Annotated in this window: 22 protein-coding genes; 6 read left to right on the top strand and 16 right to left on the bottom strand. The window is 63.0% G+C overall.

Annotated elements, in window-relative coordinates; translation table 11 throughout:
* Positions 1–2: 2 nt before the first annotated feature.
* The 8 genes from CUJ91_RS24980 to CUJ91_RS25015 form a co-directional block, all read right to left on the bottom strand.
* Positions 3–1,931, bottom strand: a complete 1,929-nt coding sequence (locus CUJ91_RS24980; RefSeq protein ID WP_244231021.1) for a hypothetical protein — start codon at positions 1,929–1,931, stop codon at positions 3–5.
* An 81-nt stretch (positions 1,932–2,012) separates the two neighbouring features.
* A complete protein-coding gene (locus CUJ91_RS24985; RefSeq protein ID WP_114157424.1) occupies positions 2,013–2,921 on the bottom strand; it encodes a type 2 periplasmic-binding domain-containing protein in 909 nt (302 codons plus the stop codon).
* A gap of 33 nt (positions 2,922–2,954) precedes the next feature.
* Positions 2,955–3,812, bottom strand: coding sequence for an HpcH/HpaI aldolase family protein (locus CUJ91_RS24990; RefSeq protein ID WP_114157425.1), 858 nt, complete (start codon positions 3,810–3,812; stop codon positions 2,955–2,957).
* Between the two features lie 61 nt (positions 3,813–3,873).
* Positions 3,874–4,860 carry a DODA-type extradiol aromatic ring-opening family dioxygenase gene (locus tag CUJ91_RS24995; RefSeq protein WP_114157426.1) on the bottom strand — a complete coding sequence of 329 codons (987 nt, stop codon included), beginning with the start codon at positions 4,858–4,860 and terminating at the stop codon, positions 3,874–3,876.
* A 59-nt stretch (positions 4,861–4,919) separates the two neighbouring features.
* Positions 4,920–6,200, bottom strand: coding sequence for an MFS transporter (locus CUJ91_RS25000; RefSeq protein ID WP_006050432.1), 1,281 nt, complete (start codon positions 6,198–6,200; stop codon positions 4,920–4,922).
* Between the two features lie 34 nt (positions 6,201–6,234).
* The gene (locus CUJ91_RS25005) at positions 6,235–7,086 is read right to left on the bottom strand and encodes an amidohydrolase family protein (RefSeq protein WP_114157427.1); all 852 of its coding nucleotides are present in this window, start codon (positions 7,084–7,086) and stop codon (positions 6,235–6,237) included.
* A gap of 96 nt (positions 7,087–7,182) precedes the next feature.
* A complete protein-coding gene (locus CUJ91_RS25010; RefSeq protein ID WP_006050434.1) occupies positions 7,183–8,208 on the bottom strand; it encodes an amidohydrolase family protein in 1,026 nt (341 codons plus the stop codon).
* A gap of 24 nt (positions 8,209–8,232) precedes the next feature.
* Complete coding sequence (locus tag CUJ91_RS25015; protein WP_006050435.1) at positions 8,233–9,207, bottom strand: ABC transporter substrate-binding protein; 975 nt, start codon at positions 9,205–9,207, stop codon at positions 8,233–8,235.
* 275 nt (positions 9,208–9,482) lie between these two features.
* On the opposite strand from CUJ91_RS25015, the gene CUJ91_RS25020 reads away from it, so the two are divergent.
* Complete coding sequence (locus CUJ91_RS25020) at positions 9,483–10,508, top strand: porin (RefSeq protein WP_006050436.1); 1,026 nt, start codon at positions 9,483–9,485, stop codon at positions 10,506–10,508.
* A 54-nt stretch (positions 10,509–10,562) separates the two neighbouring features.
* Here CUJ91_RS25020 and CUJ91_RS25025 read toward each other — a convergent pair whose 3' ends face one another.
* Positions 10,563–11,645: an AraC family transcriptional regulator gene (locus CUJ91_RS25025; protein ID WP_044021396.1), complete on the bottom strand. Its 1,083-nt coding sequence runs from the start codon at positions 11,643–11,645 to the stop codon at positions 10,563–10,565.
* 146 nt (positions 11,646–11,791) lie between these two features.
* Between CUJ91_RS25025 and CUJ91_RS25030 the strand changes: the two genes are divergently transcribed.
* Complete coding sequence (locus CUJ91_RS25030) at positions 11,792–12,226, top strand: GFA family protein (protein WP_006050438.1); 435 nt, start codon at positions 11,792–11,794, stop codon at positions 12,224–12,226.
* A 137-nt stretch (positions 12,227–12,363) separates the two neighbouring features.
* A complete protein-coding gene (locus tag CUJ91_RS25035) occupies positions 12,364–13,197 on the top strand; it encodes a class I SAM-dependent methyltransferase (RefSeq protein ID WP_006050439.1) in 834 nt (277 codons plus the stop codon).
* A gap of 228 nt (positions 13,198–13,425) precedes the next feature.
* Here CUJ91_RS25035 and CUJ91_RS25040 read toward each other — a convergent pair whose 3' ends face one another.
* The 3 genes from CUJ91_RS25040 to CUJ91_RS25050 all read right to left on the bottom strand — a co-directional run bounded on the left by CUJ91_RS25040 (position 13,426) and on the right by CUJ91_RS25050 (position 17,257).
* On the bottom strand, positions 13,426–14,937 hold the full coding sequence (locus CUJ91_RS25040; protein WP_006050440.1) for an aldehyde dehydrogenase: 1,512 nt from the start codon (positions 14,935–14,937) through the stop codon (positions 13,426–13,428).
* Positions 14,938–14,957: 20 nt separating this feature from the next.
* Positions 14,958–16,358 carry an MFS transporter gene (locus tag CUJ91_RS25045; RefSeq protein WP_006050441.1) on the bottom strand — a complete coding sequence of 467 codons (1,401 nt, stop codon included), beginning with the start codon at positions 16,356–16,358 and terminating at the stop codon, positions 14,958–14,960.
* 167 nt (positions 16,359–16,525) lie between these two features.
* Complete coding sequence (locus CUJ91_RS25050) at positions 16,526–17,257, bottom strand: enoyl-CoA hydratase/isomerase family protein (RefSeq protein WP_006050442.1); 732 nt, start codon at positions 17,255–17,257, stop codon at positions 16,526–16,528.
* Between the two features lie 56 nt (positions 17,258–17,313).
* Here CUJ91_RS25050 and CUJ91_RS25055 point away from each other — a divergent pair, with 56 nt between their 5' ends.
* The 3 genes from CUJ91_RS25055 (at position 17,314) to CUJ91_RS25065 (ending at position 19,778) form a co-directional block, all read left to right on the top strand.
* Positions 17,314–18,096, top strand: a complete 783-nt coding sequence (locus CUJ91_RS25055; RefSeq protein WP_053860498.1) for a GntR family transcriptional regulator — start codon at positions 17,314–17,316, stop codon at positions 18,094–18,096.
* A 15-nt stretch (positions 18,097–18,111) separates the two neighbouring features.
* Positions 18,112–18,633 carry a DinB family protein gene (locus tag CUJ91_RS25060; protein ID WP_114157428.1) on the top strand — a complete coding sequence of 174 codons (522 nt, stop codon included), beginning with the start codon at positions 18,112–18,114 and terminating at the stop codon, positions 18,631–18,633.
* Between the two features lie 182 nt (positions 18,634–18,815).
* On the top strand, positions 18,816–19,778 hold the full coding sequence (locus CUJ91_RS25065; protein WP_114158054.1) for a Dyp-type peroxidase: 963 nt from the start codon (positions 18,816–18,818) through the stop codon (positions 19,776–19,778).
* Positions 19,779–19,792: 14 nt separating this feature from the next.
* Here the strand turns inward: CUJ91_RS25065 and ggt are convergent, their stop codons facing one another.
* The 4 genes from ggt to CUJ91_RS25085 form a co-directional block, all read right to left on the bottom strand.
* Complete coding sequence (gene ggt / locus CUJ91_RS25070; RefSeq protein ID WP_006050446.1) at positions 19,793–21,430, bottom strand: gamma-glutamyltransferase; 1,638 nt, start codon at positions 21,428–21,430, stop codon at positions 19,793–19,795.
* Positions 21,431–21,493: 63 nt separating this feature from the next.
* A complete protein-coding gene (locus CUJ91_RS25075) occupies positions 21,494–22,390 on the bottom strand; it encodes an ABC transporter permease (RefSeq protein WP_107707935.1) in 897 nt (298 codons plus the stop codon).
* Complete coding sequence (locus CUJ91_RS25080; RefSeq protein WP_114157429.1) at positions 22,390–23,334, bottom strand: ABC transporter permease; 945 nt, start codon at positions 23,332–23,334, stop codon at positions 22,390–22,392. The genes CUJ91_RS25075 and CUJ91_RS25080 overlap by 1 nt, the downstream gene beginning before the upstream one ends.
* A 6-nt stretch (positions 23,335–23,340) precedes the next feature.
* The gene (locus tag CUJ91_RS25085; protein WP_006050449.1) at positions 23,341–24,843 is read right to left on the bottom strand and encodes an ABC transporter substrate-binding protein; all 1,503 of its coding nucleotides are present in this window, start codon (positions 24,841–24,843) and stop codon (positions 23,341–23,343) included.
* Positions 24,844–24,895 lie beyond the last annotated feature (52 nt).

The following is a 24,895-nucleotide window of genomic DNA, read 5'->3' on the forward strand; positions in this document are numbered from 1 at the left end:
GCTCACAGCGTCGGAATGTATAGCGGCATCGCTTCTTCCCACAGCGTATCCGTGATCGGCCGCTGATTGCTGCCGTCCGCATTCATCACCCAGTTCTGGCCGTCGGGCTGGAAGCTGTTGTCGTAGAGCGCGAGTTCGTCGCGAAAGCCGTACGTTCCCGAGCTATATGCGATGCGGCCGTCCCACGTCCATACGGCGTGCCCCTGATTCGAGCCGTCGGTCGTGAGCCGTGTGAGGCCCGTGCCGTCCGGTCGGATCGTGAACACGTCGTAGTTGAACCGGTTTGGATTCGTGGCGTCGATCTGCTTGCGCGTGAACACGATCCTGCTGCCGTCCGGCGACCAGCCCGGCAGATTGTCGGCGCCGCTCGTCAACACAGTCGTGCTGCGCGTGGCCAGGTCGAGAATGCGCAGCCCCTGAACCGCGTCGCTCCACACGCGGTACACGAGTTTCTTGCCGTCCGGCGAGTAGCTCGGAAAGCCCGAATTGATGGAGCCGTCTGTCAATGCTTCAGCCTGGCCGTTCATGCTGCCGTCGGCCTTGATACGCATGATCTGCGCGGGGCCGGTACTGCGCGTGAAAAACCAGTTGCCCACGCCGAAAGCGACCCACTGCCGATCGGGCGACCAGGCCGGTTGAAATGCGCCGGCGAGACCCTGCGCGATGGCAGCGGGGTCGAGGCCGCTCGTGGCCGGATCGTAAATGCGCGTGTAACCGGACAGATTGGGATTCGCAACGGCAATCGACGAATTAATTGCCTTCTCCGTATAAACGAGCTTCGCGCGATCCCTCGACAATTGCGGGAATACATCCAGATACGTGTACTTCCATGCGGGGTCGAAACTGAAGAGCGGCGTGCCATTGGCGCGTGCGGGACTAAACGCGACTTTTTCGTAGACCAGCTTCGTGCCGTCGGGCGAATAACGCGGCGAGCGGATACCCGTATTGGCTGTCGAGTGGAAAGTACCTGCCGTTGTATAAAGCCCTTCGGTCGAGCCGCCCTTGACGTGATACGCGACGGTGGCCGCATTCAGATATTGCGGAAAGACCTTGAAGCCCGCCGTGGAGGTGAGCGTCGTTCGTGAAAGGCTCGTTATATCCACAGACACCAGTTGCGAGCTCACCGAGTTGATCGACTCGGGACGGTGCGCGCCCCATGTCGATTCCACCGGCGTTTCATAGAACACCACGCGCTTGCCATCTGGCGACCACGACGGCGAACCCTCGTCATAGCCGGAAACGCCGGCAATTTTCTTCCAGCCGGAACCGTCTGGCCGGACAATATAGATGCTGCTTTCCTGCGTGCGCTCCCAGCCCGTCGGCAGATTGTGGCCGCGCCAATCGGAGCCGGTATCCGAAGACAACGCGAGCCATTTGCCGTCCGGCGACCATGACGGCCTGAAGTAACCATGCGGGCGCGTCGGATCGAAACCGAGCGAGCCCGTCACGTTGTTCAATGCGCCCGTCGATAGGTTCAGCGTCCACACGTTGGTCGTGCCGAAGCCGTCGTTGCCGCGGCGCGACGAGACGAACGCGATCACGTTCGGGTCCGTCGGCGAGAAGACGGCCGCATCGTCGACGGCAATGTGATCGGTTAGCCGCTCGAGACCGGTGCCGTCCACTTTCACGCGATACAGATTCGATTGACCAGCGCCGTCGCGCTCGGACGTGAACACAAGCCACTGGCCGTCTTTCGAAAAGGACGCGTGATAGTCGAAGCCAGTACTCGGAATCAGCTTGCGTTCGCCAGTACCGTCGGCATTCGATATGTACAACTCTGAACTGACGGGGCCGACCCGGTTGAGGAACAAGGTTCCTTTCGGCGCCGTGCCCGCGGTGCCCGCAACGGCAAGCGAAACCGAAGCGGAAACCGAGACAGCCCCGATGGCGATGCACGCGAGAAGCTTCTTTAAGGACGAAGTGAGATACACAGCGAATGCCTCCATGAGTTTTATGATCAAGCGGTTTTATTTCCTCGATACCTCCGTTCGCTCCTGCTTTCCGGGCACGATTCAGCCGAGGCTGCCGGTCACGTCGTCGAACAGTTCATCCACCGAAAGCCGATGCGGAATGATCTTCTGATCGAGCGCCCAGTCGATTGCCAACTGAATGCCCTTGCGGTTCTCCTCGAGTCCAATAGGCGGAAACACGGCGGGCACACCGCCTTCGGTCTGCGTGCGGCTCTCCACGATCATCCGGTACAGTTCGCGCACAATGTCCGGACGCTTCTTCGAAATGTCCTCGTGCACGACGAACATGTGGTTGATAGGCACCACGCCTTCGCGCGCGAACCAGTCTTTGGCCGCGGCCTGCGCGTTAGGCACCAGCGTGCGTACGCGTTGGTCTTTGGGCATGTCCTCGCCGAGCAGCGCGGCGGCGAGTTCGCCGTCCAGCATCATCTGCGGGATCGACGAACCGGCGGGCAAACGTTCGCAGTTATTCGGATCGCGGTACTCGGCGAGATGGCCGTCGCCGAGCGTCATCCACGTGACCTTGTCGAGATCGACGCCATATTCGTGGCGCAAAATGCCGCGAATCCACAGCGCCGTTGTCTGCGTATAAGTGCGAACGCCGACTTTCCTGCCTTCTATGTCCTTCGGATCGAGCTGGCCGAACTCGATGTTGTAGCCCGCGCAGTGATGCTGGAAGCGCCCCGAAATCGGCGTCGGCAACAACACGTAGGGCTTTCCGTAAGCCTTGGCCTGCAGGAACGTGACGATCGCGAGTTCGCCGGCGTCGAACGCGTTCTCGCGCACCATCGCCTTGAAGCCGTTGTGCGCCGGCGTGGGTCCGCAGTAGTCGAGCTTGACGAGGTCCGAGGCGACGCGTCCTTCCTTCATCGCCTTCGTGACCGGATAAGTGGCCAGATTCGTGCGTAAGGTGGGCACGTCCGCGGACCGCTCGGTAAACGTCGTTGTCATTGCGCTTCTTTCCTGTGCTTGAATGAATCCGGTTCAATACCCCGCCATCTCGCGCGCCATGCCCACCACGCCATAGCTGCGCAACGGCGCCGACATCAGAAAGCGATATCCCTCTTCGAGCAGGCGTTTGTGGTTCTTCGCGTTCACGTGCGGATTGCCGACCACCACGTTGTGCTTGCGGCACGTTTCTACAATCTTGCGCATTGCGTCGACGACCACCGGGTGCTCATAGTCGCGGGGATAACCGAGCTCCTGGCTCAGGTCGCCCTCGCCGATCAGAATGAAGCCGATGCCCGGCACGTTCGACAGAATGTCGTCGAGGTTTTCGATCGCCTCGGTGCTCTCGCACATCAGCCCGACGAGAATTTCTCCTTGCGGCGCGAGCGGCCACACGTCGGCCTTGCGGTAGTAGTCGGCCATGCTCAAACCCCAGTAACGCGCCGCGTTGGCCGGGCCGTCGCCGCGCACGCCCTTCGGCTCATACAAGGGCGCGCTTTTAGGCCGCGCATACCGGCACGACGCGACTGCGTTGTATGCCTGCTCGACTGTCGCCACATGCGGCCAGATCACGCCGTAAGCGCCGCGGTCGAGCACCTGCTTCGCGAACGCCTGATTCATTTCGGCGCCGTTGGCGGGAATGCGCGCGATCGGCGTCACACGCGGCGCTACCGAGCCCGACTCGGCGATCTGCTTGCGGCTGAGCATGTACTGCAACGCGTCGCCGAGCGCGGTCACGTCGTATGGGTTGTGCTCCATTTCGAAGACGATACCGTCGTACGGCGCATCGCTCATCTCGATGGCGGTCTGCTTGTCGAGCTTCGAGAACGCGGCAAAAGCGGGCTTGCCGGATTCGAATGCGCGGATGATGCTGTTGAGTCGCGGGTCGCTCATGGTCTTTATCTCAGGATGAAAAGGGGCAGGCGTGGATGCATGAACTTGAGTTGGGCGCGGCTCATTCGTCGGCCTTCCAGTACATGAAGCCCATGCCTTCGCCGGTGCCGGCCGGCGTACGCCAGCACGGCACATAGTCGACGAGCGTCATGCTGGCGCGCGTTTCCTGCACGGCCTTCATCACGCTCACGTAAAGCTTGATTTCGGAAGTGCCCGACTGATACGAACGGTTGTCCACCGCGGCGAGACCTTCGTAGTCGTAGTCGGCGAGCATCTTCATGATGCGGCGGTCGAATTCCTCGTCGTTGACGAAATGCGAGAGACCGCCGGATGCAAAGATGCCGACTCGCACATCCTCCGGCCACGCGTCGATCGCATCGCGCAGTACCGCTCCGAACTCGATGCAGCGCGACATGGACGGCTGCGTCGGCGGATAAAAGCAGTTCATGATGATCGGCACATGCGGCGGCGGTTCGTCGCCCATGATCTGGTGATAGACGAAGCTGTACGCATGCGGCACGACCGGATACGCCGGCAATGGCTTCATCCACACGTTGTCGGGCCACGCGAACAGATCGGTGAGATCGAAGCCTTCGCGCTGGAAGTGTCCGATCAGATAACTCGCCAGCTTTGGATGACACTGGTGCGTAACGTGGTGGTCCGGTGCATAAACGGAGCGCTGCGGCGGGCCGCTATGCACTTGCTCGCCGCTGTAGATGGCGATGGACGGCGAGCAGTGCGTAAAGATCTCTTTCTGGTCCTTGCCGAGAATGATCGCGACGTCGATGTTCGCGTCGCGATACGCGGCGGCCATGACGTCGAGCGCGGCGCGGCAGCGCGCGGCGCGCGCGGTGCGCTCCTCGAGCGTCAGGAACTTCTCGAACGCCGCTTCGCGATGCGCTTCCAGCTCCGCGTAAGTCCAGGTCCGATTGCGATACCACAGCTCCGGATTGCTACGGTCGCGCTCACCGTTCTTTAGCCAGTCCTCCGGTGCCTGACCCAGCATGCCGCTATGCGGCACTGCCATCCCGAATACAATCTTCGCCATGTAAGGTTTCTCAGTGAATTAGTGTTTCAACATTGGTCTCGACGGCGCCGGCGTGCGTGCTACGCCTCGCGCAGCGCAGGCTGCATTTCCGTGACCTTCGGCGCCCATTCGGGGCGATAAAGAATCGCCGTGGCGAGCGCTCCAATCGCGAGGAAGACGAGGATCACCATCATCGGCAGGTCATAGCTTCCGCTCACATGCAGCAGCCATCCGGACAGGCTCGCCGTCACGCCGCCCGCGAGACTCGTCGCGACCTGCTGTACGCCCGTGACGAGTCCGATCGCCTGCTTCGGAATCAGGGAGAGCCGCGACAGCACCAGGTTGTTCGCCGTCACGAGGCCAAGCAGCGAGAGCGACAGCACATTCCAGAAGAGCGCCATGTCGAGCGTCTGCGCATACGCGCCGAGCAGCACCGTGCACCCGCCGACAAAGCCGGTGATGGTGAACACCTTGCGCACGAGAATCGCGTTGTGCCCTCTTGCGATGATCCGGTCCGCCGCCCATCCCGCGAGCGCCGCGACGATCGCGATGCCGGCAAAGCTGAAGAAAGTGAAAAGCCCCGACTTGGACAGCGACAGGTGACGTTGCTCGACCAGATACGCGGGCATCCACGTCATGCAGTAAAACGTGAAATAGCCGTAGCAGAAGTTGGTGATCAAACCGCCCCACACCACCGGGCTCGACACGATGCTGCCGAGACTCACCATGCGCGCGCGCCGGTTCGCCGCCGCGAGTTGCGCCTTGTCCGGCAGATCGTTGCGCGCGAGCAGCAGCCAGGGCGCGAGCCAGATAAGCCCGACGAGGCCCGTGGCGACGAACATCACCTGCCACGAATAGTGGACGATGAACCATGCGCCGACCGGCGCGCCCAATGCCGGGCCGAACTTGTTGCCCATCGCCAGCAGCCCGACCGCGAGACCGTTCTGGCTCTCGTCGAAGTTGTTGCGAATCCAGCGGTAGCTCGCCGGAATCACAATCGCCTCGGCCATCCCGATGACAAGACGCATCACGACGAGGCTCGCGAGCGCCGTGACCGCGCCCATCATCGCGGTGGCGACGCACCACAACGCGAAGCTGATCGCATACGGCCACTTCACGCCGTAGCGGTCGGCGACCCAGCCCATCGGAATCTGGAACGCACCGTACGACCAGAAGAACGCCGCGTTGATCCAGCCGCGATCCACATTGGTGAGCGCGAAGTGCCGGATGAAGTTCGCGTCGGCGAGCGTCGACGAAATGCTGGTGCGGTCGACGAACGAAATCAACACGCCGAGCGCAAGGAGTGCGAGCACGGCCCACCGGCTCACGCCTGCCTGTCGTTCAGATCTGCTTGTCTCCATCTTCTGTTTTCTCGTTGGTTTGTGTGAGGCTTGCTCAGGCCAAGGCGGGATACAGCCGCCGTGCGGTGTCGCCGAAGATCCACGCGCGATCCGCTTCGCTCAGGCAGGCGAGGCCGGCTTGCGCGGTCGCGAGAATGTCGGCGAGCGTGCCCGGCGAGGTCGGATAGTTCGAACCCCACGCGAGCCGCTGCGCGCCGAATGCGTCGACGACACGCGGGAAAAAAGTTTCGGCGCTCGCCTGGTCCTTTTTCACATCGCCGAAAATGCGCGGCGTGAGCTTCAGGTAGATGTTCGGCAGCTCCGCCAGATCGAAGAGGCTCTGCGCTTTTGCATACGGCGCACCGTCGGCGACTTCGGGACGCGCCAGATGGTCGAGCACGATCCGCACGTTCGGAAAGCGCCGCGCGAGCGCCGTGACTTGCGGCAAACCGATCGGCCCGGTCTGGATGCACATCGGCAGCCCGAGTTCGCCGCACAGTTCCCACGCGGGAAACGAGCGCGGGTCGTCGAGTTCGCTCGGGTCGAACTCCTTCGTGCTGCCGCCCGTGAAGAGGCGCAGGCCCGCGAGGCCGCGCTCTGCCCAGCCGCGAATGACTTGCGGCGCATCGGCCTGCAATACGTCCACGGAACCGACGGCCACGAGACGCTCCGCGTATTTCGCGCAGCCGTCCACCACGTAGCTGTTGTCGAAGCCATACGTCGTCGACGAATGAACCACAGCGGCTCTCGCGAGGCCGGCTTCGTCCATTGCCGCGATCAGCGTCTCGACCGTCGTGGGCCGCTCTTTCGACCAGTCCGAGCGCTTGCCGAACAACGGCGCCGGCGGGTAGCGGCTTTCGTCGTCGGAAATGATGTGCGGGTGAATATCAACGATTGAAAATGTCATGAGTGTCTCTGTGCTTTTCTGTGTGCCTGTCTATGTGCATGCTTATGTGCATGCTCAGGTGCGCGATGTGTTGAGTTGCAGCGGCTCGCGCCGGCATCACTTGCCGCGAGCCTTCAGGCGCGCGTCGAGACGCGGATAGACGCGCCGCGCATTGCCTTCGAAGATCTTGTAGCGGTCTTCGTCCGAGAGCGCCGGGCAGGCGTCGATATAGCGCTTCGTGTCGTCGAAGTACTGGCCGGTGGACGGGTCCTTGCCGCGCACCGCGCCAATCATTTCGGAGCCGAACAGCACGTTGTCGGCCGGCACGACCTTGGTCAGCAATTCGACGCCCGGCTGGTGATACACGCACGAATCGAAGAAGATGTTCTCGAGCAGCCCTTCCAGCGGACGCTCGCGCATTTCCAGCGACATGCCGCGATAACGTCCCCAGTGGTAGGGCACCGCGCCGCCGCCGTGCGGAATCACGAGGCGCAGCGTCGGGAAGTCCTTGAACAGATCCGACTGAAGCAGTTGCATGAAGACAGACGTATCCGCGTTCAGGTAATGCGCGCCCGTGCCGTGAAAACACGGATTGCACGATGCGGCGACGTGGATCATCGCGGGCACGTCGAGATCGACCAGCGCTTCATAGAGCGGATACCATTCGCGGTCGCTCATCGGTTTGCCGGTCCAGTAGCCGCCGCTCGGATCGGGATTCAGATTGCAGCCAACAAAGCCCAGTTGCTCGACGCAGCGGCGCAACTCGGGAACCGAGTTGGCCGGCGCCGCGCCCGGCGACTGCGGCAACTGGCACGCCGGCGCGAAATTGTCGGGATACAGTTCCGTCACGCGATACACGAGTTCGTTCGACACTTCGGCCCATTCGAGGCTCGTCCGCTCGTTGCCCAGGTGGTGGCTCATCAGACCGGCAATCGGCGAGAACAGCGTGAGGTCGCTGCCGCGCTCGCGCTGCAGTTTCAGTTGCCCGTTGCCGATGGCCTCGCGAATCTGGTCGTCGGTGACATAGGCGTCGGCGCGCGACGGCGCGTTAGCGGGATCGTTCGCGAATTCGACCTGCTTTGCGCGCCAGTTGCGAAATGATGCGGGTACGGTCGTGAAGTGACCGTGGCAATCGATAATCATGTTTTCTCTCTAACTTGCGTGCGCTCAGCGTGCGAGCGGATCGACGAACAGCTCGTCGATGGACATGCGCCGCGGCGTGAGGCCCTGCCTGAACGCCGTCGCTTCGAGCGCCTGAATCGTCTTGAGGTTTTCGGCGAGACCGTAAGGCAGCGGGTCATGTCCGACGATCTTGCGCAACTCGATGTATTTCCTGTCGCTCGCGCTCGTGGCTTCGCCGGCATCGAGCCGCGCGAGCCATTCCTGCTTCGCCTGCGCGAAGGCATCGAATAGCGAGCGCGCGATCCACGGGTGCTCGGCCAGCACCGAATCCTTGACGACGATCGTGCCGTGCATCGGATAGACGCCGGTGCGCGCGTAGTACTCCGTTTCGAGCTCGGCCGCGTTCGGCAGCAGGTCGGGATAGTCGGCCTCGACTTCCTGCCAGCCGCCCGTCGGCGCGCCGGTGCGGCCGATGCCCGCGGCAGCCGCAAAGCCCGCCGCCAGTTCGCCCTTCTCCATCATTTCGGATAGCGAACTGTTGGCCGGCGCGTGAATCACGTTCGGCGGCAACTTCAGTTGCGTTACGTGCTCTTCGTCGTCGACAACCCAGGTCACTTTCGACGAATCGAGCCCGAATTCGTCGATCAGCACCTGGCGCGTCCACACGCCGGTCGTCACCGAATAGGCGCGCACGCCGACCTTCTTGCCTTCGAGGTCCTTAGGCGTCTTGATGCCTGCGTCCGGGCGCACGAGCAGCCCGCCGTGGTGAAAGCGCCGCACGACGAACACCGGAAGCGCGACAAAAGGCGCGCCATAAGCGCGGGCGATGATGTAAGTGGTCGGCGCAAGTTCGCAGACATCGAACTCGACATCGCGGACCATCCGGCGAAACGCGCCGATCTGCGGCTTGACCGTGATGAATTCCGCGTCCACGCCTTCAATGGGAATGGAACCGTCACGGATGGCCGAGGTGTGCGGGTGCTCAGCAATTGCAATCTTGAGCGGGACTTTCCTTGTCAACTTCCTCTCCTTGGGAGTATTCGCCGCCGGCACCGGCGGAACACACCGGCGCCGGGCGCATCGTTTCGACGGACCCAGCATATTTGAGGAAGAGGCTCGCGTCCCTACACAAAAGTCACTTTCAATGGCACTTTTTTTGTCAGCGCGTGAGCGTCGATCGGCATTTGAAAAGTGCCGGTGAATCTGGATTTTGTGCAGGGACGTACGCGCGGCGATCCCCTATTCTGCGTTCTCGCTTTTCGCGGCACACCAAAAGAAACAGTCCCGGAGACAGAATGAAGAAGCTGGCCTATTCGCTATTGGCCGTTGCATCGGCATGTGCATTTAACGGCGCTTATGCGCAGTCGTCGGTGACGCTTTATGGCGTTGTCGATAACGGCATCGAATATCAGAACGGCGGTGCGGGAGGCGCGGTACGCGCGGTATCGAGCGGACTCTTCGCGACCGTGTATGGGCTGATGGGTCACGAAGACATTGGCGGCGGCGTGCACGTCAACTTCCAGCTCGAGCAGGGCTTTTCAGGCGTGACCGGTGCGGCGACCGACCCGACCGCGTCGTTCAACCGGCTTGCGTGGATCGGCGTATCGGGGCGTTTCGGCGAATTGCGCTTTGGGCGCCAGAAGAAACCCGAATATCTGTTCCTGAACGGCGAAGTAGACCCGACCGCGGTCAAAAGCTTCGCATCGCCGATCAACAACTTTACCGACGCGTCCGTGCGCGCGAGCAACGCAATCGCGTACTTTCTGCCGGACTTCCGCGGGCTGACGGTCCAGGGCATGGTCTCGCTGCGCGATCAGACAACGAGCCCGTCCAACGGGCTGCGTTTCTATAACGTGGTCGCGCGCTATGTGCACGGGCCGATTCATGTGGGGGCCGGCTATGAGTCGTCGGCGAATGCGACGGGAACGTCCGTGCAAAAAATCTTCCGCGCGGCCGCGTCTTATCGGCTCGGCGCCGCGCGCTTCTATCTGGCGTATCAAACGGAGCGTCAGAGCGATCACAGCGAGAAGCGCGACATCTACGAAGCTTCGGGTACCTATCTATTCAATCCGTTCAACCGCTTTTCAGTGATGTACGGTTATGCGCACGACCGCACGGGCCAGGGCAACAACGCGCAGCAGGTCGGTCTGATCTACGAATACTATCTGTCGAAGTCGACGATCCTGTACACCGCTGCGGGGCTGATCCAGAACCGCCATCAGGCGCAATACACGCTCGACGGCACGCAGTATTCGGGCATCGCGGTTGAGCCCGGCGCTTATGCGCGCGGTGCTATCGTCGGAATGACGCATAAGTTCTGACGGCGGCGAACAGCTTGCCGATCTGCATGATGAACCGCGTGGCCAGTAACCGGCTTATAGCGGCGAGATTCCACTGACACCCGTCTTGCAGCCGACCTCGGTCGAACATTCGCCTGAGAGAAAACGCGCGTTGGGCGCGTCGGACAACGAGTCGTGGCCGTCCGTCGTCAAGTGGCTGCGTCGCCAACTGGCGGGCGGCAAGCCGAATTCCCGCTTGAATGCGCGATTGAACGCCGCCTCCGACTCATAGCCCACCCTCTCCGCAATAGCCGTAAGTGACTGCGCTCCGTCACGTAACGCCTGTGCCGCAATTTGCAGACGCCAGCGCGCCAGATATTGCATCGGTGGCTGGCCGAGCAATTGAGTAAAGCGCTGTGCCAGCGCCGAACGGGAGAGGCCCGCTTTGCGGGCAAGTTCATCGACTGTCCAACCATGCGCCGGTTGCGCGTGCATTAACGCGAGCGATCGTCCCACGAAACGATCGCTGACGCCGGCCAGCCATCCTTTGCGGTCCGCAGGCAGCGAATCGACACAACGCCGTACCGCCTCCACGAAAAGCAGTTCGGACAAACGTCCGAGTACGATCGCACTGCCTACGCGCAATTCGGCTGCTTCGAGAGCCGCGAGTTTCAACGACGACTCCAGCCACGCGGATCTCGCGTCGTTGCGCATGTCGATCTTGAACATACGAGGCAATGCCGATAGCACCGGATTGGTCAGCGTATCGTCGCAGGCGAGGAAGCCGCAAATGAGCCGCGTTTTCGCGCCGCCCCCGCCGTAGCTCAACCTGATGACGTCGCCCGGCGCGGTTTCCAGATACTGCGACAGCATCTGGTGAGAGGGCGCCGGTTCGAGTTCGACCGAACTGCCCATTAGATGCGCTTCGCCCTGCGGCACGACGAGAAGTTCTCCGGCATCGACGCAGATAGCGGACGACGGGTCGTCGACGAGCCGTGCGCGACAGCTTCCTTCCGTGATGAGGTGATAGGAGACGATGCGCTCTGCGCGCGGCAAAAACGATACGCACAACTCCCGCGTCGCCTCGCCGAAAACACACCACGGTGCAGTGAAGTCGGCGCTTAGATACACCGCTCCGCTCAGATGCACGAGGCGAAGTACGTCGGAAAGAGCATCCATGACGTCGTCCATCAGTTTCGGCGTCCTGCGCAAAATATCTGGACGACCGGTCATTCACCGATATGGCTTGCGTCCCGATACTAGCACTCACGCGAATCCGCAACAACGAACGGTAGAGCGCCGCCTTCCACCATCAGGAGAACGACATGAGTAACGCAGAGACTTATCGCGGTCAATGCTTTTGCGGCACCGTGCAATTCACGGTAAGCGGGGAGCCTGCGGGTATGGGCTATTGCCATTGTGAGTCGTGCCGAAGCTGGTCGGGAGCGCCCGTCAATGCGTTCACGCTGTGGAAGCCCGAGGCGCTGCACGTTACTCGCGGCGCCGATGATATTGGCACTTACAACAAGACAGCCCATAGCTACCGCAAGTGGTGCAAGTCATGCGGCGGCCATCTGTTTACCGAACATCCCGGGCTCGAACTGATCGACGTCTACGCCGCAGTCATCGCCGACTTCCCCTATGAACCCGGTGTGCACGTTCATTACCCGGAGTCGCGCCTTCGAATGAAAGACGGTCTGCCCAAGCAGAAAGATCTGCCGGGGGAAATGGGCGGCTCGGGCATCAGCGTTGCCGAATAGCCATTGCATCTCGCGGTTCTGGTTTGATTCGCCCGATCGTCGCGCGGGCTTTTTCACAGTGCAAGTTCGCGGCGTCATCTGAATGGCAGCAACTCTGAGTATTGACTCATCGCTGCCCCGGTTCTCAGGAGTCGTTTATGTCCGCAGTCGATTCTTCTTTTTTACCCGTCGCAGATTTCGCTGCCGTCAAGATCCGTCAACAGGCCGCGTGGTCGACCGGCAATTATGCTGTCGTCGGCACGACGCTGCAGATCGTCGGAGAAGCTCTATGCGAAGCGCTTGACCTGCGCGCCGGCTCGCGCGTGCTCGACGTTGCAGCAGGCAACGGCAATGCAACGTTGGCTGCCGCGCGCCGCTGGTGCGATGTCACCTCCACGGATTACGTCGCCTCACTGCTGGACGCCGGCCGCGCCCGCGCACAAGCAGAAGGTCTATCCGTCGAGTTTCAGGAAGCGGACGCGGAAGCGCTGCCCTACGCGGACGCCTCGTTTGATATCGTGATGTCGACGTTCGGTGTGATGTTCACTCCGGACCAGGCGAAGGCAGCGGCTGAACTGGCTCGTGTGTGCAAGCCGGGCGGCCGCATCGGCCTCGCGAACTGGACGCCGGATAGCTTCATCGGCCAGGTGTTCAAGACAATTGCCATGCACATTCCGCCACCTGCGGGCGTGGCGTCACCGGCGCTGTGGGGAACGAAGGCGCGGCTGGAAACACTGTTCGAAGGAAAAACCCGGAAGATCGTCGCAAACAGCCGCCACTTCACGTTCCGTTACCGCTCGCCCGAACATTTCGTGGAAGTTTTCCGCACGTTTTATGGGCCGGTGAACAAGGCATTTGGCGCACTCGAGGGCGAACGGCAAGCGGCGCTTCTCGGCGATCTGATGACATTGATAAAAAGCCGCAACCGGTCCGGCGACGCGACGCTCGTGCTGCCGAGCGAATACCTCGAAGTGGTGATTGAACGATCATGAACGGCGTTGGACGCAGCGCCGCCGTCCTGCACGGATTCGCGTCGCGCCTCTGGTCGCTGTTGGATCTTTCCGCTTAGCGCCGCACCATTGCAAGTTGCTGCTTTGCCGCGCCTTCGTGCGCGGCAAAGCCAATCCATTTCCTCATGCCACGCATGTCCAAACGCAGCTCACTCCGACCAACCCGACAGCCGTGAGCGAAGTCAGTCCCCTTGCGTCACTCCAGAAGAATCAGTTAAGACGCTTAGGTTCGCCATCGTCCGCATACCAGTCGATGGTTTTGCCGCTCGTATTGATCGTCACCGCGCGCGGCTCGCTGAACTGATCGAACGATTCGACACCCGTCTCGCGCCCCACGCCGCTGTTCTTGAAACCGCCCCACGGCGACGCCGGATCGAGCCGGTGGTGATCGTTGACCCACACCATGCCGAATTCGAGCTTGCTCGCCACGCGATGCGCCCGCGCGACGTCCTGGGTCCACACGGAAGCGGCGAGACCGAACTGGGTGTCGTTGGCGATGCGGATCGCGTCCGCCTCGTCGTCGAACGGCATCACGACGGTGACCGGCCCGAACACCTCGTCCTGACCGATCTCCGAACGCGGATCGACGTCATACAGCACAGTCGGCTCGATAAAAAAGCCCTGCTTCAGGCTGGACGGCACGCCGCCGCCCGTCAGCACCTTCGCGCCCGCTGCCTTCGCACGCTCCAGCATCGCCAGAATGCGCTGACGCGAGCGCTCGGAAATCACCGGCCCGAGTTGCGTCTTCACATCGGCGGGATCGCCCACGCGAATGGCCGCCGCTTTCGCGCGGAAGCGTTCGAGAAACTCCGCATGGATCGACTTGTGCACCAGAATCCGCGCGCCGCACACGCAGGTTTGTCCCGCGCCGATGAAGGCCGCGAACGCCGCGCCGTTCACCGCGCGCTCCATGTCGAAATCGTCGAACAGGATCACGGCGCCCTTGCCGCCGAGTTCGAGCGTCGTCAACGCGAAGCTGCGCGCCGCGGCTTCGCCAATCGAGCGGCCGACTTCAGTGCCGCCCGTGAAAACGACCTTGCGGATCAGCGGATGCCGCGCAAGCGCCGCGCCCGCTTCGCGCCCTTCGCCGTTCACGACGTTCACGACGCCCTTCGGCACGCCTGCTTCATCCAGTAGACGCACGAGGCGCACGGTGGTCAGCGGCGTCTGCTCGGACGCCTTGATGACGACGCTATTGCCGGTCGCGAGCGCGGGCGCAAGACTCTTCGACAGAATCATCAGCGGATGATTGAACGACGTCATCAACGCGACGACGCCGAGCGGCACGCGCTGCGTGTAGCACAGGTACGGCCCTTCCACCGGAATCACGTCGCTGCGGCGCGTCAGCGCGAGCGCCGCGAAATAGCGGTAGAACTGCGGCAGACGCGAAATCTGCGCGCGTGTCTCCGAGATCGGCCGGCCGTTGTTCAACGTTTCGAGCCGATAAAACTGTTCGAGGTCCGCTTCGAACAGATCGGCGAAACGATTCAGCACGCGCGCGCGTTGCTGGATCGGCATGTCGCGCCACGCGCCGCTTTCGAACGCGCGATGGCCCGCGTGCACCGCGCGGTCCACATCCTGTTCCGACGCGGCCGCGAGCGCGCCAATCACTTCACCGGTCGCGGGATTGACGATATCGAGCGTGCGGCCGGTGTCGGCGTCCGTCCATGCGCCGTCGATGAAAAGCTGTGCATCGAGATGGGTCTGGTTCACTGTGTCCATAGAGATCGATTCCAGGTGGTTCACTTCAGAGGCGATGCATGCGCATCGGTGCGCAGCGCATCGGGTGTCTGTGAGTCGGCGGGTTGCAGGTCTTCGAGACGCTGGCCGGTCGGCTCGACGCCGAGCCACGCGACGACGACGATCTGAATCGCGAGCAGGCCGATCATCAGTGCGAGTACGCCGACAATGCCGTGCCGCGCGTACAGCGCGATGACGATAAACGGCGTCACGATCGTCGCGCCGCGGCCCAGCGTGTTGCAGATGCCCGATGCGCGCAGCCGGACTTCGGTCGGAAAGAGTTCGGGTATGTAGATGGCGAACAGCAGCGCGACCAGCACGTAGATCGGAATGGTCAGCAACAGGCCGACGAGGGGCAGCAGCAGCGGATTCGAGACGAACGGATAGATCGCGCCGAACACGATCGCCGCGAGCGACGCGCCGATGATGGTCGGCTTGCGGCCCCACGAGTCCGCCGTCAATGCGCCGATTGCAGAGCCGATTGGCGCGCCGAGCGACATGACGAGCGCGAAGCCGAATGACTTCGCGATGCTGAAACCCTGATGCACGAAGAACGTCGGCAGCCAGGTAACGAAGCCGTACAGCAGCGTATTGATGACGACGAGCGTCACGCAGCCGACGATCATCCGTTGCAGCATCGCGCCGCTGAACAGCGAGCCGAACGACAGCGCAGCCGCAGCCTGGCTCGGCGTTTTCGCAACGGCAGGCGGCGGCAGCGGTTGGCCGCCGTGCGTGTGCGCGACTTCGTCTTCGATGCGTCGCAGGATCGCGTCCGCCTCCGCGTGACGGCCGACCGAGTCGAGCCAGCGCGGCGACTCGGGCAGCGACTTGCGCGCATACCAGACGCCCAGCGCGCCGAAGCCGCCCAGAACAAACATCGCGCGCCAGCCGAACGCCGGAATCAGCGCGAGGCCGATGAGCCCCGCGACCGGCAACCCGGACACGACGAACACAGCCATCAGTCCTTGCAGCTTGCCGCGCTTTTGCGGCGGCACGAATTCGGTCAATGTCGAATAGCCGACGACGTTTTCCGCGCCGAGGCCCAAGCCCATCACGAAGCGGCACGCAATCAGCACGCTCATGTTCGGTGCGAGCGCTGCGCCGAGCGAGGCGAGTCCGAACACCGCGAGATTCGCCTGATACGTGAAGCGGCGGCCGAAGCGGTCGCCGAGAAAGCCGGTGCCGAGCGAACCGAGCATCATGCCGAGAAAAGTCAGCGACACGAAAATCGCGTTCTGGCCGATTGTCGAGAACCCGGTTTTCAGCGTGGCGCCGAGCACCGTCGACGCGACGTAGATGTCGAAGCCGTCGAAGAACATGCCGATGCCGATCAGCCACATGATGCGCCGATGAAATCCCGACATCGGCAAACGGTCGAGCCGCGGGCCTGCGTTAACGTTCATGTCTGTCTGTCTCCTGTCGACGGGAGTTAGTGCTTCAGCACTTACTCCCGTCCCATGCACCGCTGTCCCAGGCAAGGTGCTTGCCGCTGGCGTTCTGCGCAAACACGAGCCGTCCCGCGATAAAGTTCGCGCTCGCCGTCTATGAACTTCGATGAAAGAACCTGCGCTCAGCGCCCCTGCATCAGCCGCAGGCTCGCGACGGTCAGCATGTCGGTCGCGCTGCGGAAGTTCTGTTCGGTCGTGCATTCCTCCGCCGCCAAAAAGAATGCCTTGCACTGGCGCACGCCCGCATCGTCGAGCGCGAGAATGCGCTCGGTGAGCGCGTCCGCGTCGCTGCGCAGCATTGCTGGCTCGCAGACCTTCGTGATCAACCCCGCCTGCAACGCGGCCGCGGGCGTCAACGCGTCGCCGAACAGGACCATCGGAAACAGCGCCTTCGGCAAAGCGTAGCGGCCCGCGTACGCCATGATCGCGGCAGGCGGCAAACCCTTGCGCATCTCGGGAAACGCGAGCGTCGCGCGCGACGAGACCAGCGTGAAGTCGCACAGAATCGCCAGTCCGAAGCCGAAGCCGTGCGCGTCGCCCTGCACTTCCGCGATCGCAATCATCGACGTGCCGCGCACGAGCCGCTTCAGCTCGATCAGCCGCGCGACTTCCGAACGGATCGACACCGCATCGCGCGCGGCGCGCTCGCGTCCCGTGCAGAAAACGTCGCCGCTCGCACGGATGCGCAGCACGCGCGCGGTCGGCTCGGCGGCTTCGCTGCGCAACGTCGCCGTCATCGCGTCGAACATCGGGCCGGAAATCTCGTTACCCGCGTCCGGGCGATTCAGCGTAAAGCTCAGCACGTCGCCCGCTCGCTCGATCAAAACCGGCTGCGGCAATGGACTGCGATCCATAACGTCTCCTGTTGTATAATCTGTATACAGCGTATTCACATGATGACGAGGTGTCAATGCCTTCCAGCAAAACAGTGGTCAAGACTGCCGGCGCCGCCGCGCGCAAGCGCGCGAAAGAGCCTCATGCAGGCGCGCATTCGCTAGACAAGATCGCGATCAAATATCACTCGCGCCTGCGCACGGTGCATGCATCGAGCGACTCATTGAGCGAGGGTGTGGTGGTGCCCGCGTTGCGCGAGGCGATCGTCGAGGGCGTGCTCGCGCCGGGCAGCCGCCTTTCGGAAGTGCAGGTTGCGAAGCAGTTGAACGTAAGCCGCACGCCGATGCGCGAGGCGTTCGCGCAACTGGAACGCGAGGGACTGGTGACGGTCCTGCCGCGCGTCGGCGCGTACGTGCGCGCGGTGACGCTGCGTGATGTCGAGGAGATTTACACGGTGCGCGCGGCGCTCGAATGTCTTGCCGTGCAACTCGCGTCGGAGCGCATCACGGCGCTCGGCACCGCGCAATTCGACGACGTGATCGAAGCAATGCAAGCGAGCGTCGATGCCGACGATCCGGCGAGTTACGTCGATGCGCTGGATCGCTTCTACACACTCGTGATGACGATCGCCGACAACCGCACGCTACAGGACAGTCACGCAGCTTTGATCGGACCTGTGCGGCGCTTGCGACGCATTGCGATGGCGCGCGGCGGCCGCATGCTCGCGTCGTTCAGGCAGGCGGTCAAGATTCGCGACGCCATTGTGAACCGCTCGCCGAACGTGCAGGACCTGATGCGCGAGCAGTTGGCCGGCGCGTGCCGCGCGGCGCTCGACGTGTTAAACGACGCAAGTGAATAATCGAGGAAACGAGTCATGATCAATACGCAAACCGCCCGCATTCTTTCCCGCTATAAGAGCTGGGCCGACACGGTGCTTTTCGACGCCACCGGTGCCCTCGCGCCGGAGGAAGTCGTCAAGACGCGGCAGACGTTGTTCAAAACGATGATCGGCACGCTGAATCATAACTATGTGGTCGATCTGATCTGGAAGGCGCATCTCGAACGCAAGGAGCACGGCTTCACGACGCGCAGCGTGGTGCTGCACGCCGAGCTGAACGACTTGCGTCGCGCGCAACAGGACGTGAACGCATGGTTCGAACGTTGGGCCGATGCACAAAGCGATGCGTCGCTGGCTGAAGAGTTGACGTTCGCGTTCATCTCGGGCGAGCGTTCGACGATGTCGCGCGGCGCGATGTTCATGCATCTCGTGAACCACGCTTCGTATCATCGCGGGTGGGTCTGCGAAATGTTCTTCGAGGTTCCCGCGAGACCGCCGACCACCGACCTGCCTGTTTTTATCGCGGCCCACCCGGAGTCGAGTTTCTCGCGCGCCTAGCCGCTAGCAGTCGTGTCGACATGGCTAGCGGCATTTATGAAGACCTACACTCTCACAGGTATTGCGGGGCGCTGTGTATCCTTCAGGGAAGTCGGCGGGCGAACCAGGGTTCATCTTGTGCTCGTAGTGGCGCCCCTTGATCATGCCGCGACTGCCCGCTAACGGATATCTGGGAGATGCAAATGACTGACAGCAGTTGGGACCGAGTCCCAATCGATTCGCAAAGCATCGATGCGCCACTGTCGCGTGCGGCGGTGTTTCTCACCTTGACGGTCGCCGAGGGTCGCGACGCGCTACAGGTCGTCGCCGGCGTCCTGGACGGTCTCGACGATCTGATCAAGACGGTCGGCTTTCGCGATCTCAACGGCCGGCTGTCGTGCATCACGGCCTTGGGGTCGGCGCTGTGGGACCGTTTTCAGACAGGCAAGCGCCCGAAGGAGCTGCGCCCCTTCACGCCGATCGAGGGTCCAACGCACACGGCACCGGCCACGCCCGGCGATCTCTTCTTCCATATCCGGGCCGAGCGCGAGGATCTCTGCTTTGAATTCGAACGCCTGCTGATGGATCAACTGGGCAATAGCGTGACGCTGGCCGACGAGGTTGCGGGCTTTCGCTACTTCGACTCGCGCGACCTGCTTGGTTTCGTCGATGGCACAGCCAACCCGACCGGTCGCGAGATAGGCTCGTCAACGCTGGTCGGCAGTGAGGATCAGGAGTTCGCCGGCGGCAGCTACGTGGTAGTGCAAAAGTATCTGCATCAAATGCAGCCGTGGGCTCGGCTTCCCAGGAATGAGCAGGAGCAGATCATCGGCCGGGAGATCGTCAGCAACGTGGAATTGCCCGACGCGGCGAGCGGCCAGAAGTCGCACAAGACCCTCGCCACGATCGTGGACGGCGACGGCACCGAGCACGATATCCTGCGCGACAACATGCCCTTCGGCCGCCCCGGCCACGGCGAATATGGGACCTACTTCATCGGCTACTCCAGGCATCTATGGGTGACGCAAAAGATGCTGGAGCGCATGTTCCTCGGCGATCCGCCGGGCATGCACGACCGCCTGCTCGATTTCTCGACTGCGCACACCGGCGCGGTGTTCTTCGCTCCGGCGCCGCGCACGCTCAGTGCCCTGTTGCAAGCGGTGTAGGTCGAACGCCCCGCTCAGAACCCGGCGGCCAGTCCGTCGCGCCGGGTGTCGCTCGCGGCGACATAACCGCGTTCGGGATCGTTGCGGTCGAGCTTCCAGATGTACTGCCCGGAGCCGAAATCCATATACGGATCGTCGACCGATTTGATCGTATGGCCGAGCCCCTGGAGCGCGCGCACCGTGTCCACATCGAGCGTCGCTTCGACGTCGACCGAGAAGTCGCGATTGACCTTCCAGCGCGGGGCGTCGCAGGCGGCCTGCGGTTGCTGGCCGTAGTCGAGCATGCGCACGACCGATTGCAGATGCCCTTGCGGCTGCATGTCGCCGCCCATCACGCCGAAGCTCATCACCGCTTCCTGTGTGCCGTCCACCTGCTGCGTGAGGAACGCGGGGATGATCGTATGGAACGGCCGCTTGCCGCCCTCGACCACGTTCGCCGACTTCGGATCCATTGAGAACCCGTAGCCGCGGTTCTGCAGCGAAATGCCCGAGTCCGGCACCACGATGCCCGAGCCGAAGCCCATGTAGTTCGACTGAATGAAGCTGACCATCATGCCGCGCTCGTCCGCCACCGACATGTAGATCGTGCCGCCCGCCTTCGGCATGCCGAAGTCGAATTGCGTGGCACGCTTGCGGTCGATCAGCTTCGCGCGCGACTTCAGATACGCGTCGTCGAGCATCTGTTCCGGCGTGACCTCCATCGAGCGCGGGTCGGCGACGTACTGGTAGACGTCGGCGAACGCGAGCTTCATGGCTTCGATCTGCAGGTGCTGCGATTCGATGCCGTCGACCGGCAGCGAGCCCAGGTCGAACTGTTCGAGAATGCCGAGCGCGATCAGCGCGGCAATGCCCTGCCCGTTCGGCGGAATCTCGTGCACCGTGTGGCCGCGATAGTCCTTGCTGATCGGCTCGACCCAGTCGACACGGTAGTTGCGCAAGTCGTCCATCGTGAGCGCGCCGCCGCCCTGGCGCGAGAACGCGGCGATCTGTTCGGCGATCTCGCCTTCGTAGTAAGCGCGCGGCCCCTGCTCCGCCAGCTTGCGCAGCGTCTTCGCGTGGCCGGGAAAGCGCACCAGTTCGCTGACTTCCGGCGCGCGGCCGCGCGGCATGAACGTGTCGGCGAAACCGGGCTGATCCTTGAGCTCGGGCACGGCCGCCGCCCACTTGTACGCAACCACGCTTGCCACCGCGTGACCCCGTTCGGCGATCTCGATCGCCGGCTCCATCAGGTCGGCGAACGGCAGCGTGCCGAACTTCTGATGCAACGCCTCCCAGCCGGCGATGACGCCCGGCACCGTCACCGCATCCCAGCCGCGCTTGGGATGCTTCGCGAGACCGTTTTCCTCGCCGTACTTACGCTTGAAGTAATCGACGTTCCATGCCGCCGGCGAGACGCCGGACGCATTCAGGCCGTGCAGCTTCTTGCCGTCCCAGACGAGCGCGAACGCGTCGCTGCCGAGGCCGTTGGAGACCGGCTCGACGAGCGTGATCGCCGCCGCTGCGGCAATCGCCGCATCGATGGCATTGCCGCCTTTCCACAACATGCGCAAGCCGGCTTGCGCGGCAAGCGGATGAGACGTCGAAACGATGTTGCGCGCGAACACGGGCAAGCGCGGTGTCGGATACGGGTTTTGCCAATTGAAACGTGTCATTGAAAACTCAAACGAAAGTGATGAGAGGGCCAGTCGGCCGATGAAAGCGGTGACGGAATCCGGTCACGACTCGCGCGGATCGAGCGCATCGCGCAGACCGTCGCCAAGCAGGTTGAAACCGAGCACGGCCAGGAAGATCGCGATGCCGGGGAAAATCGACATCCACGGCGCCTGGCTGACAAAGTCCTTCGCGGTGTTGAGCATCGAACCCCACGACGGCGACGGCGGCAACTGGCCGAGCCCGAGGAACGACAGACTCGCTTCGGCGATGATCGCGGTCGCGATCGTCAGGCTGGCCTGCACGATGATCGGCGGCAGCACGTTAGGCAGAATGTACCGCACAATGATCCGTGCGTGGCCGAGGCCGATTGCCCGCGCGCCTTCCACGTAGTCCTCGGCCTTCACGGTGATCGCCTGGCCGCGCGTCAGCCGGACGAAGCGCGGCATCGCGGAGATGCCGATCGCGGCCATCGCGTTGGTCAGGCTCGGTCCAAGGAACGCGGCGAGCGCGATGGCGAGGATCAGGAACGGAATCGACAGCAACGCATCGGCGATTCGCGAGATCACGCCGTCGACGAGCTTGCCGAAATAGCCGGCCAGCAAGCCGAGCGGCACGCCGATCGCGACCGCGATGCAGACCGACACGACGCCCGCCAGCAACGACGCACGCGCGCCCCACAGCAGACGGCTCAGCACGTCGCGGCCGAGTTCGTCGGTGCCGAACCAGTGCGCGGCCGAGGGCGCCTGGCGCACGGTCATGAAGCTGGCCTGCACCGGGTCGTAATGCGACAGCCAGGGCGCGAAGACCGCCATGACGACGATCAGCAGCACGAGCGCCGCGCCGAACACGGCAGCGCGATTGCGCATGAATTTCACCAGTCCGCGGCGCTCGCGGCGCGGCAGTACGGTCGTCTGCGACGCAGCGGCCGAGGCACGAACGGGGGCGGCGGGAGTAGCCATCAGCTGCGTCTCAGTCGGGGATTGAGGAGGACGTACAACACGTCGGCGCACAGGTTCACGACGATGAAGCACAGCGCGGTGACGAGCACCACGCCCTGCACGACCGCATAGTCGCGATTGAACACGGCGTCCACGATGAGCTTGCCGAAGCCGGGGATCGTGAAAACCTGTTCGGTCAGCACCGCACCCGCGAGCAGTTCGCCGAACAGCAGCGCGAGCACGGTGACGATCGGAACCAGCGCGTTGCGAAAGGCGTGCTTGACGACGACGGTGCCGCGCAGCAGCCCTTTGGCACGCGCGGTCCGGATATAGTCGGTGCGCAGTACGCTCAGCATCGCGCTGCGCGTGTGACGCATCAATTGCGCGCCGAGCGAAGCGCCGAGCACGAACGCGGGCATCAGCATCGTCTTGATGCTGAGCCAGAAGTCTTCGGCCGGCGACACATAGCCGGACGACGGCAACAGATGCCAGCGCACCGACACGATGAAGATCAGCATGATCCCGAGCCAGAAGTTCGGGATCGACATGCCGGACAGCGCGAACACGTTCGCTCCGTAATCGAGCGCGCCGCCGCGGCTCGCGGCGGAGATGACGCCCGCCGGAATGCCGATACCGATGGCGAAGATCATCGCCATCGCCGCGAGTTGCAGTGTGACCGGCAGCTTCTGCGCGATCAGCGACGTCACCGGCACGTCGGTGCGCAGCGACGCGCCGAGATCGCCACGCACGACGTCACGTACCCACAGCGCGTACTGCGTCGGCACCGGCTCGTCGAGGTGGTACTTGACGCGCAGCGACGCGATCAACTGCGGGTCCTGGTCTTCCCCGGCCATCGCCGTCACGGGGTCGCCCGGCAGCAGCTTCTGCAGGCCGAAGATCAGCATCGACACCAGAATCAGCGTCGGAATGGCGACCAGCATGCGATTTGCAATGATCCGCAGCATGACCGCTCAGCCCTTGATACTGACGCCGCGCAGGCGGACCAGGCCGTCGGGATACGGCGTGAAGCCTTGCACTTTCTTCGACAGCTCGAACGGCCACGGCTGGTTATAGACATAGACGATCGGATCGTCGTCGGCGAGCAGCTTCGACGCCGCTTCGTAGTCGGTTTTGCGTTCCGCGGTGGTCAGCTTCACGCGCGCGGCGTCGAGCAGGCGGTCGACTTCGGGGTTGCAGTAATGCGCGTAATTGAGGTTGCCGGAACAGGTGTTGAACTGATGCAGATTGCCGTCCGGATCGACACGGCCCGACCAGCCGAGGTACATCGCCTCGAAGTCGCCGCTGTGGGCGGCGTTGAGTTCGGTCGCGTAGTCGGTCGGCCGCAGCTTGAGATTGAAGCCGGCTTCGCTGACCATCGCCTGCATCATCTGCACGATCTGGCTCGACACCGTGTTGTTCGGATAAGTGAACTCGATGTCGACATGCTCGTGGCCCGCCGCCTTCAGCAGCGCCTTCGCCTTCGCGATGTCGCGATGCGACATCGGCAGCGACGCGTTGTAGTACGGGCTCGACTTCGGCACCGCCTGATTCGCGGGCGCGAAGATGCCCGCGCCGATCACCTGGTTGATCGCGTCGCGGTCGATCGCGAGCTCGAATGCCTGCCGCACGCGCCTGTCTTTCAGCACCGCGTTGCTGCGCTTGCCGTTGCCGATATTGAACGTCACGTAGTAGTAGCCGAAGCCGCTGACCGGCGCGAACCTCAAGTTCGTGTCGCTCTTCGCCGACGCGACATCGGAGGGCGCGAGGCGCTCGAGCATGTCGAGCGAACCCGAGCGCAGATTGGCGAGGCGCACGGTGCTGTCCGGAATCGGCAGGAAGACCACGCGCTGGATCGGGTATTTGTCGGCGTCCCAGTAGCCGGCGAATTTCTCGAGCACGACGCGATCGTTCTGCACGCGCTGAACGAACTTGTACGGCCCCGAACACACCGGATGCGCGGCGACGCCGGCCGGATCGGCGAGCGTCTTCGGCGCGAGCATCATGCCGGCGCGGTCGGTCAGCGTCGCGAGCAGCGCGGCGTCGGGCTGCTTCAGCACGATGGCAACCGTGTAGTCGTCGATGACGTCGACGTGATCGACCGACGCCAGTTCGCTCTTGCGGTTGCTCGTCTGCAGCGTGCGGTCGCGGTCGAGGTTCGCCTTGACGGCGGCCGCGTTGAACGGCTCGTCGTTCTGGAACTTCACGCCTTTGCGCAGCTTGAATGTCAGCGTCTTGCCGTCGGCGCTCGTCGTCCACGAGGTTGCCAGCATCGGTACGATCTTCTGGTCGGGCGTGATATCGACGAGCGCGTTGCACAGCGACGCAAACACGATCCGGTCGACGAGCTGCACGCTGCGTGCGGGGTCGAGCGAACCGATGTCGTCCTGCAAGCCGATCCGTATCGTCTGACCGGTCTGGGCCATCGCGGCGCCGGCGCCAAGTGCGAGCGCCGCGGCAATCAACATTCTTCGCATGAGCATTTTCCCTTTGTATTCCGATTCATCAAACGGTGTGGTGAAGAGGCTG

The sequence above is a fragment of the Paraburkholderia graminis genome, from assembly GCF_003330785.1.
GTDB classification, from domain to species: Bacteria; Pseudomonadota; Gammaproteobacteria; order Burkholderiales; family Burkholderiaceae; genus Paraburkholderia; species Paraburkholderia graminis.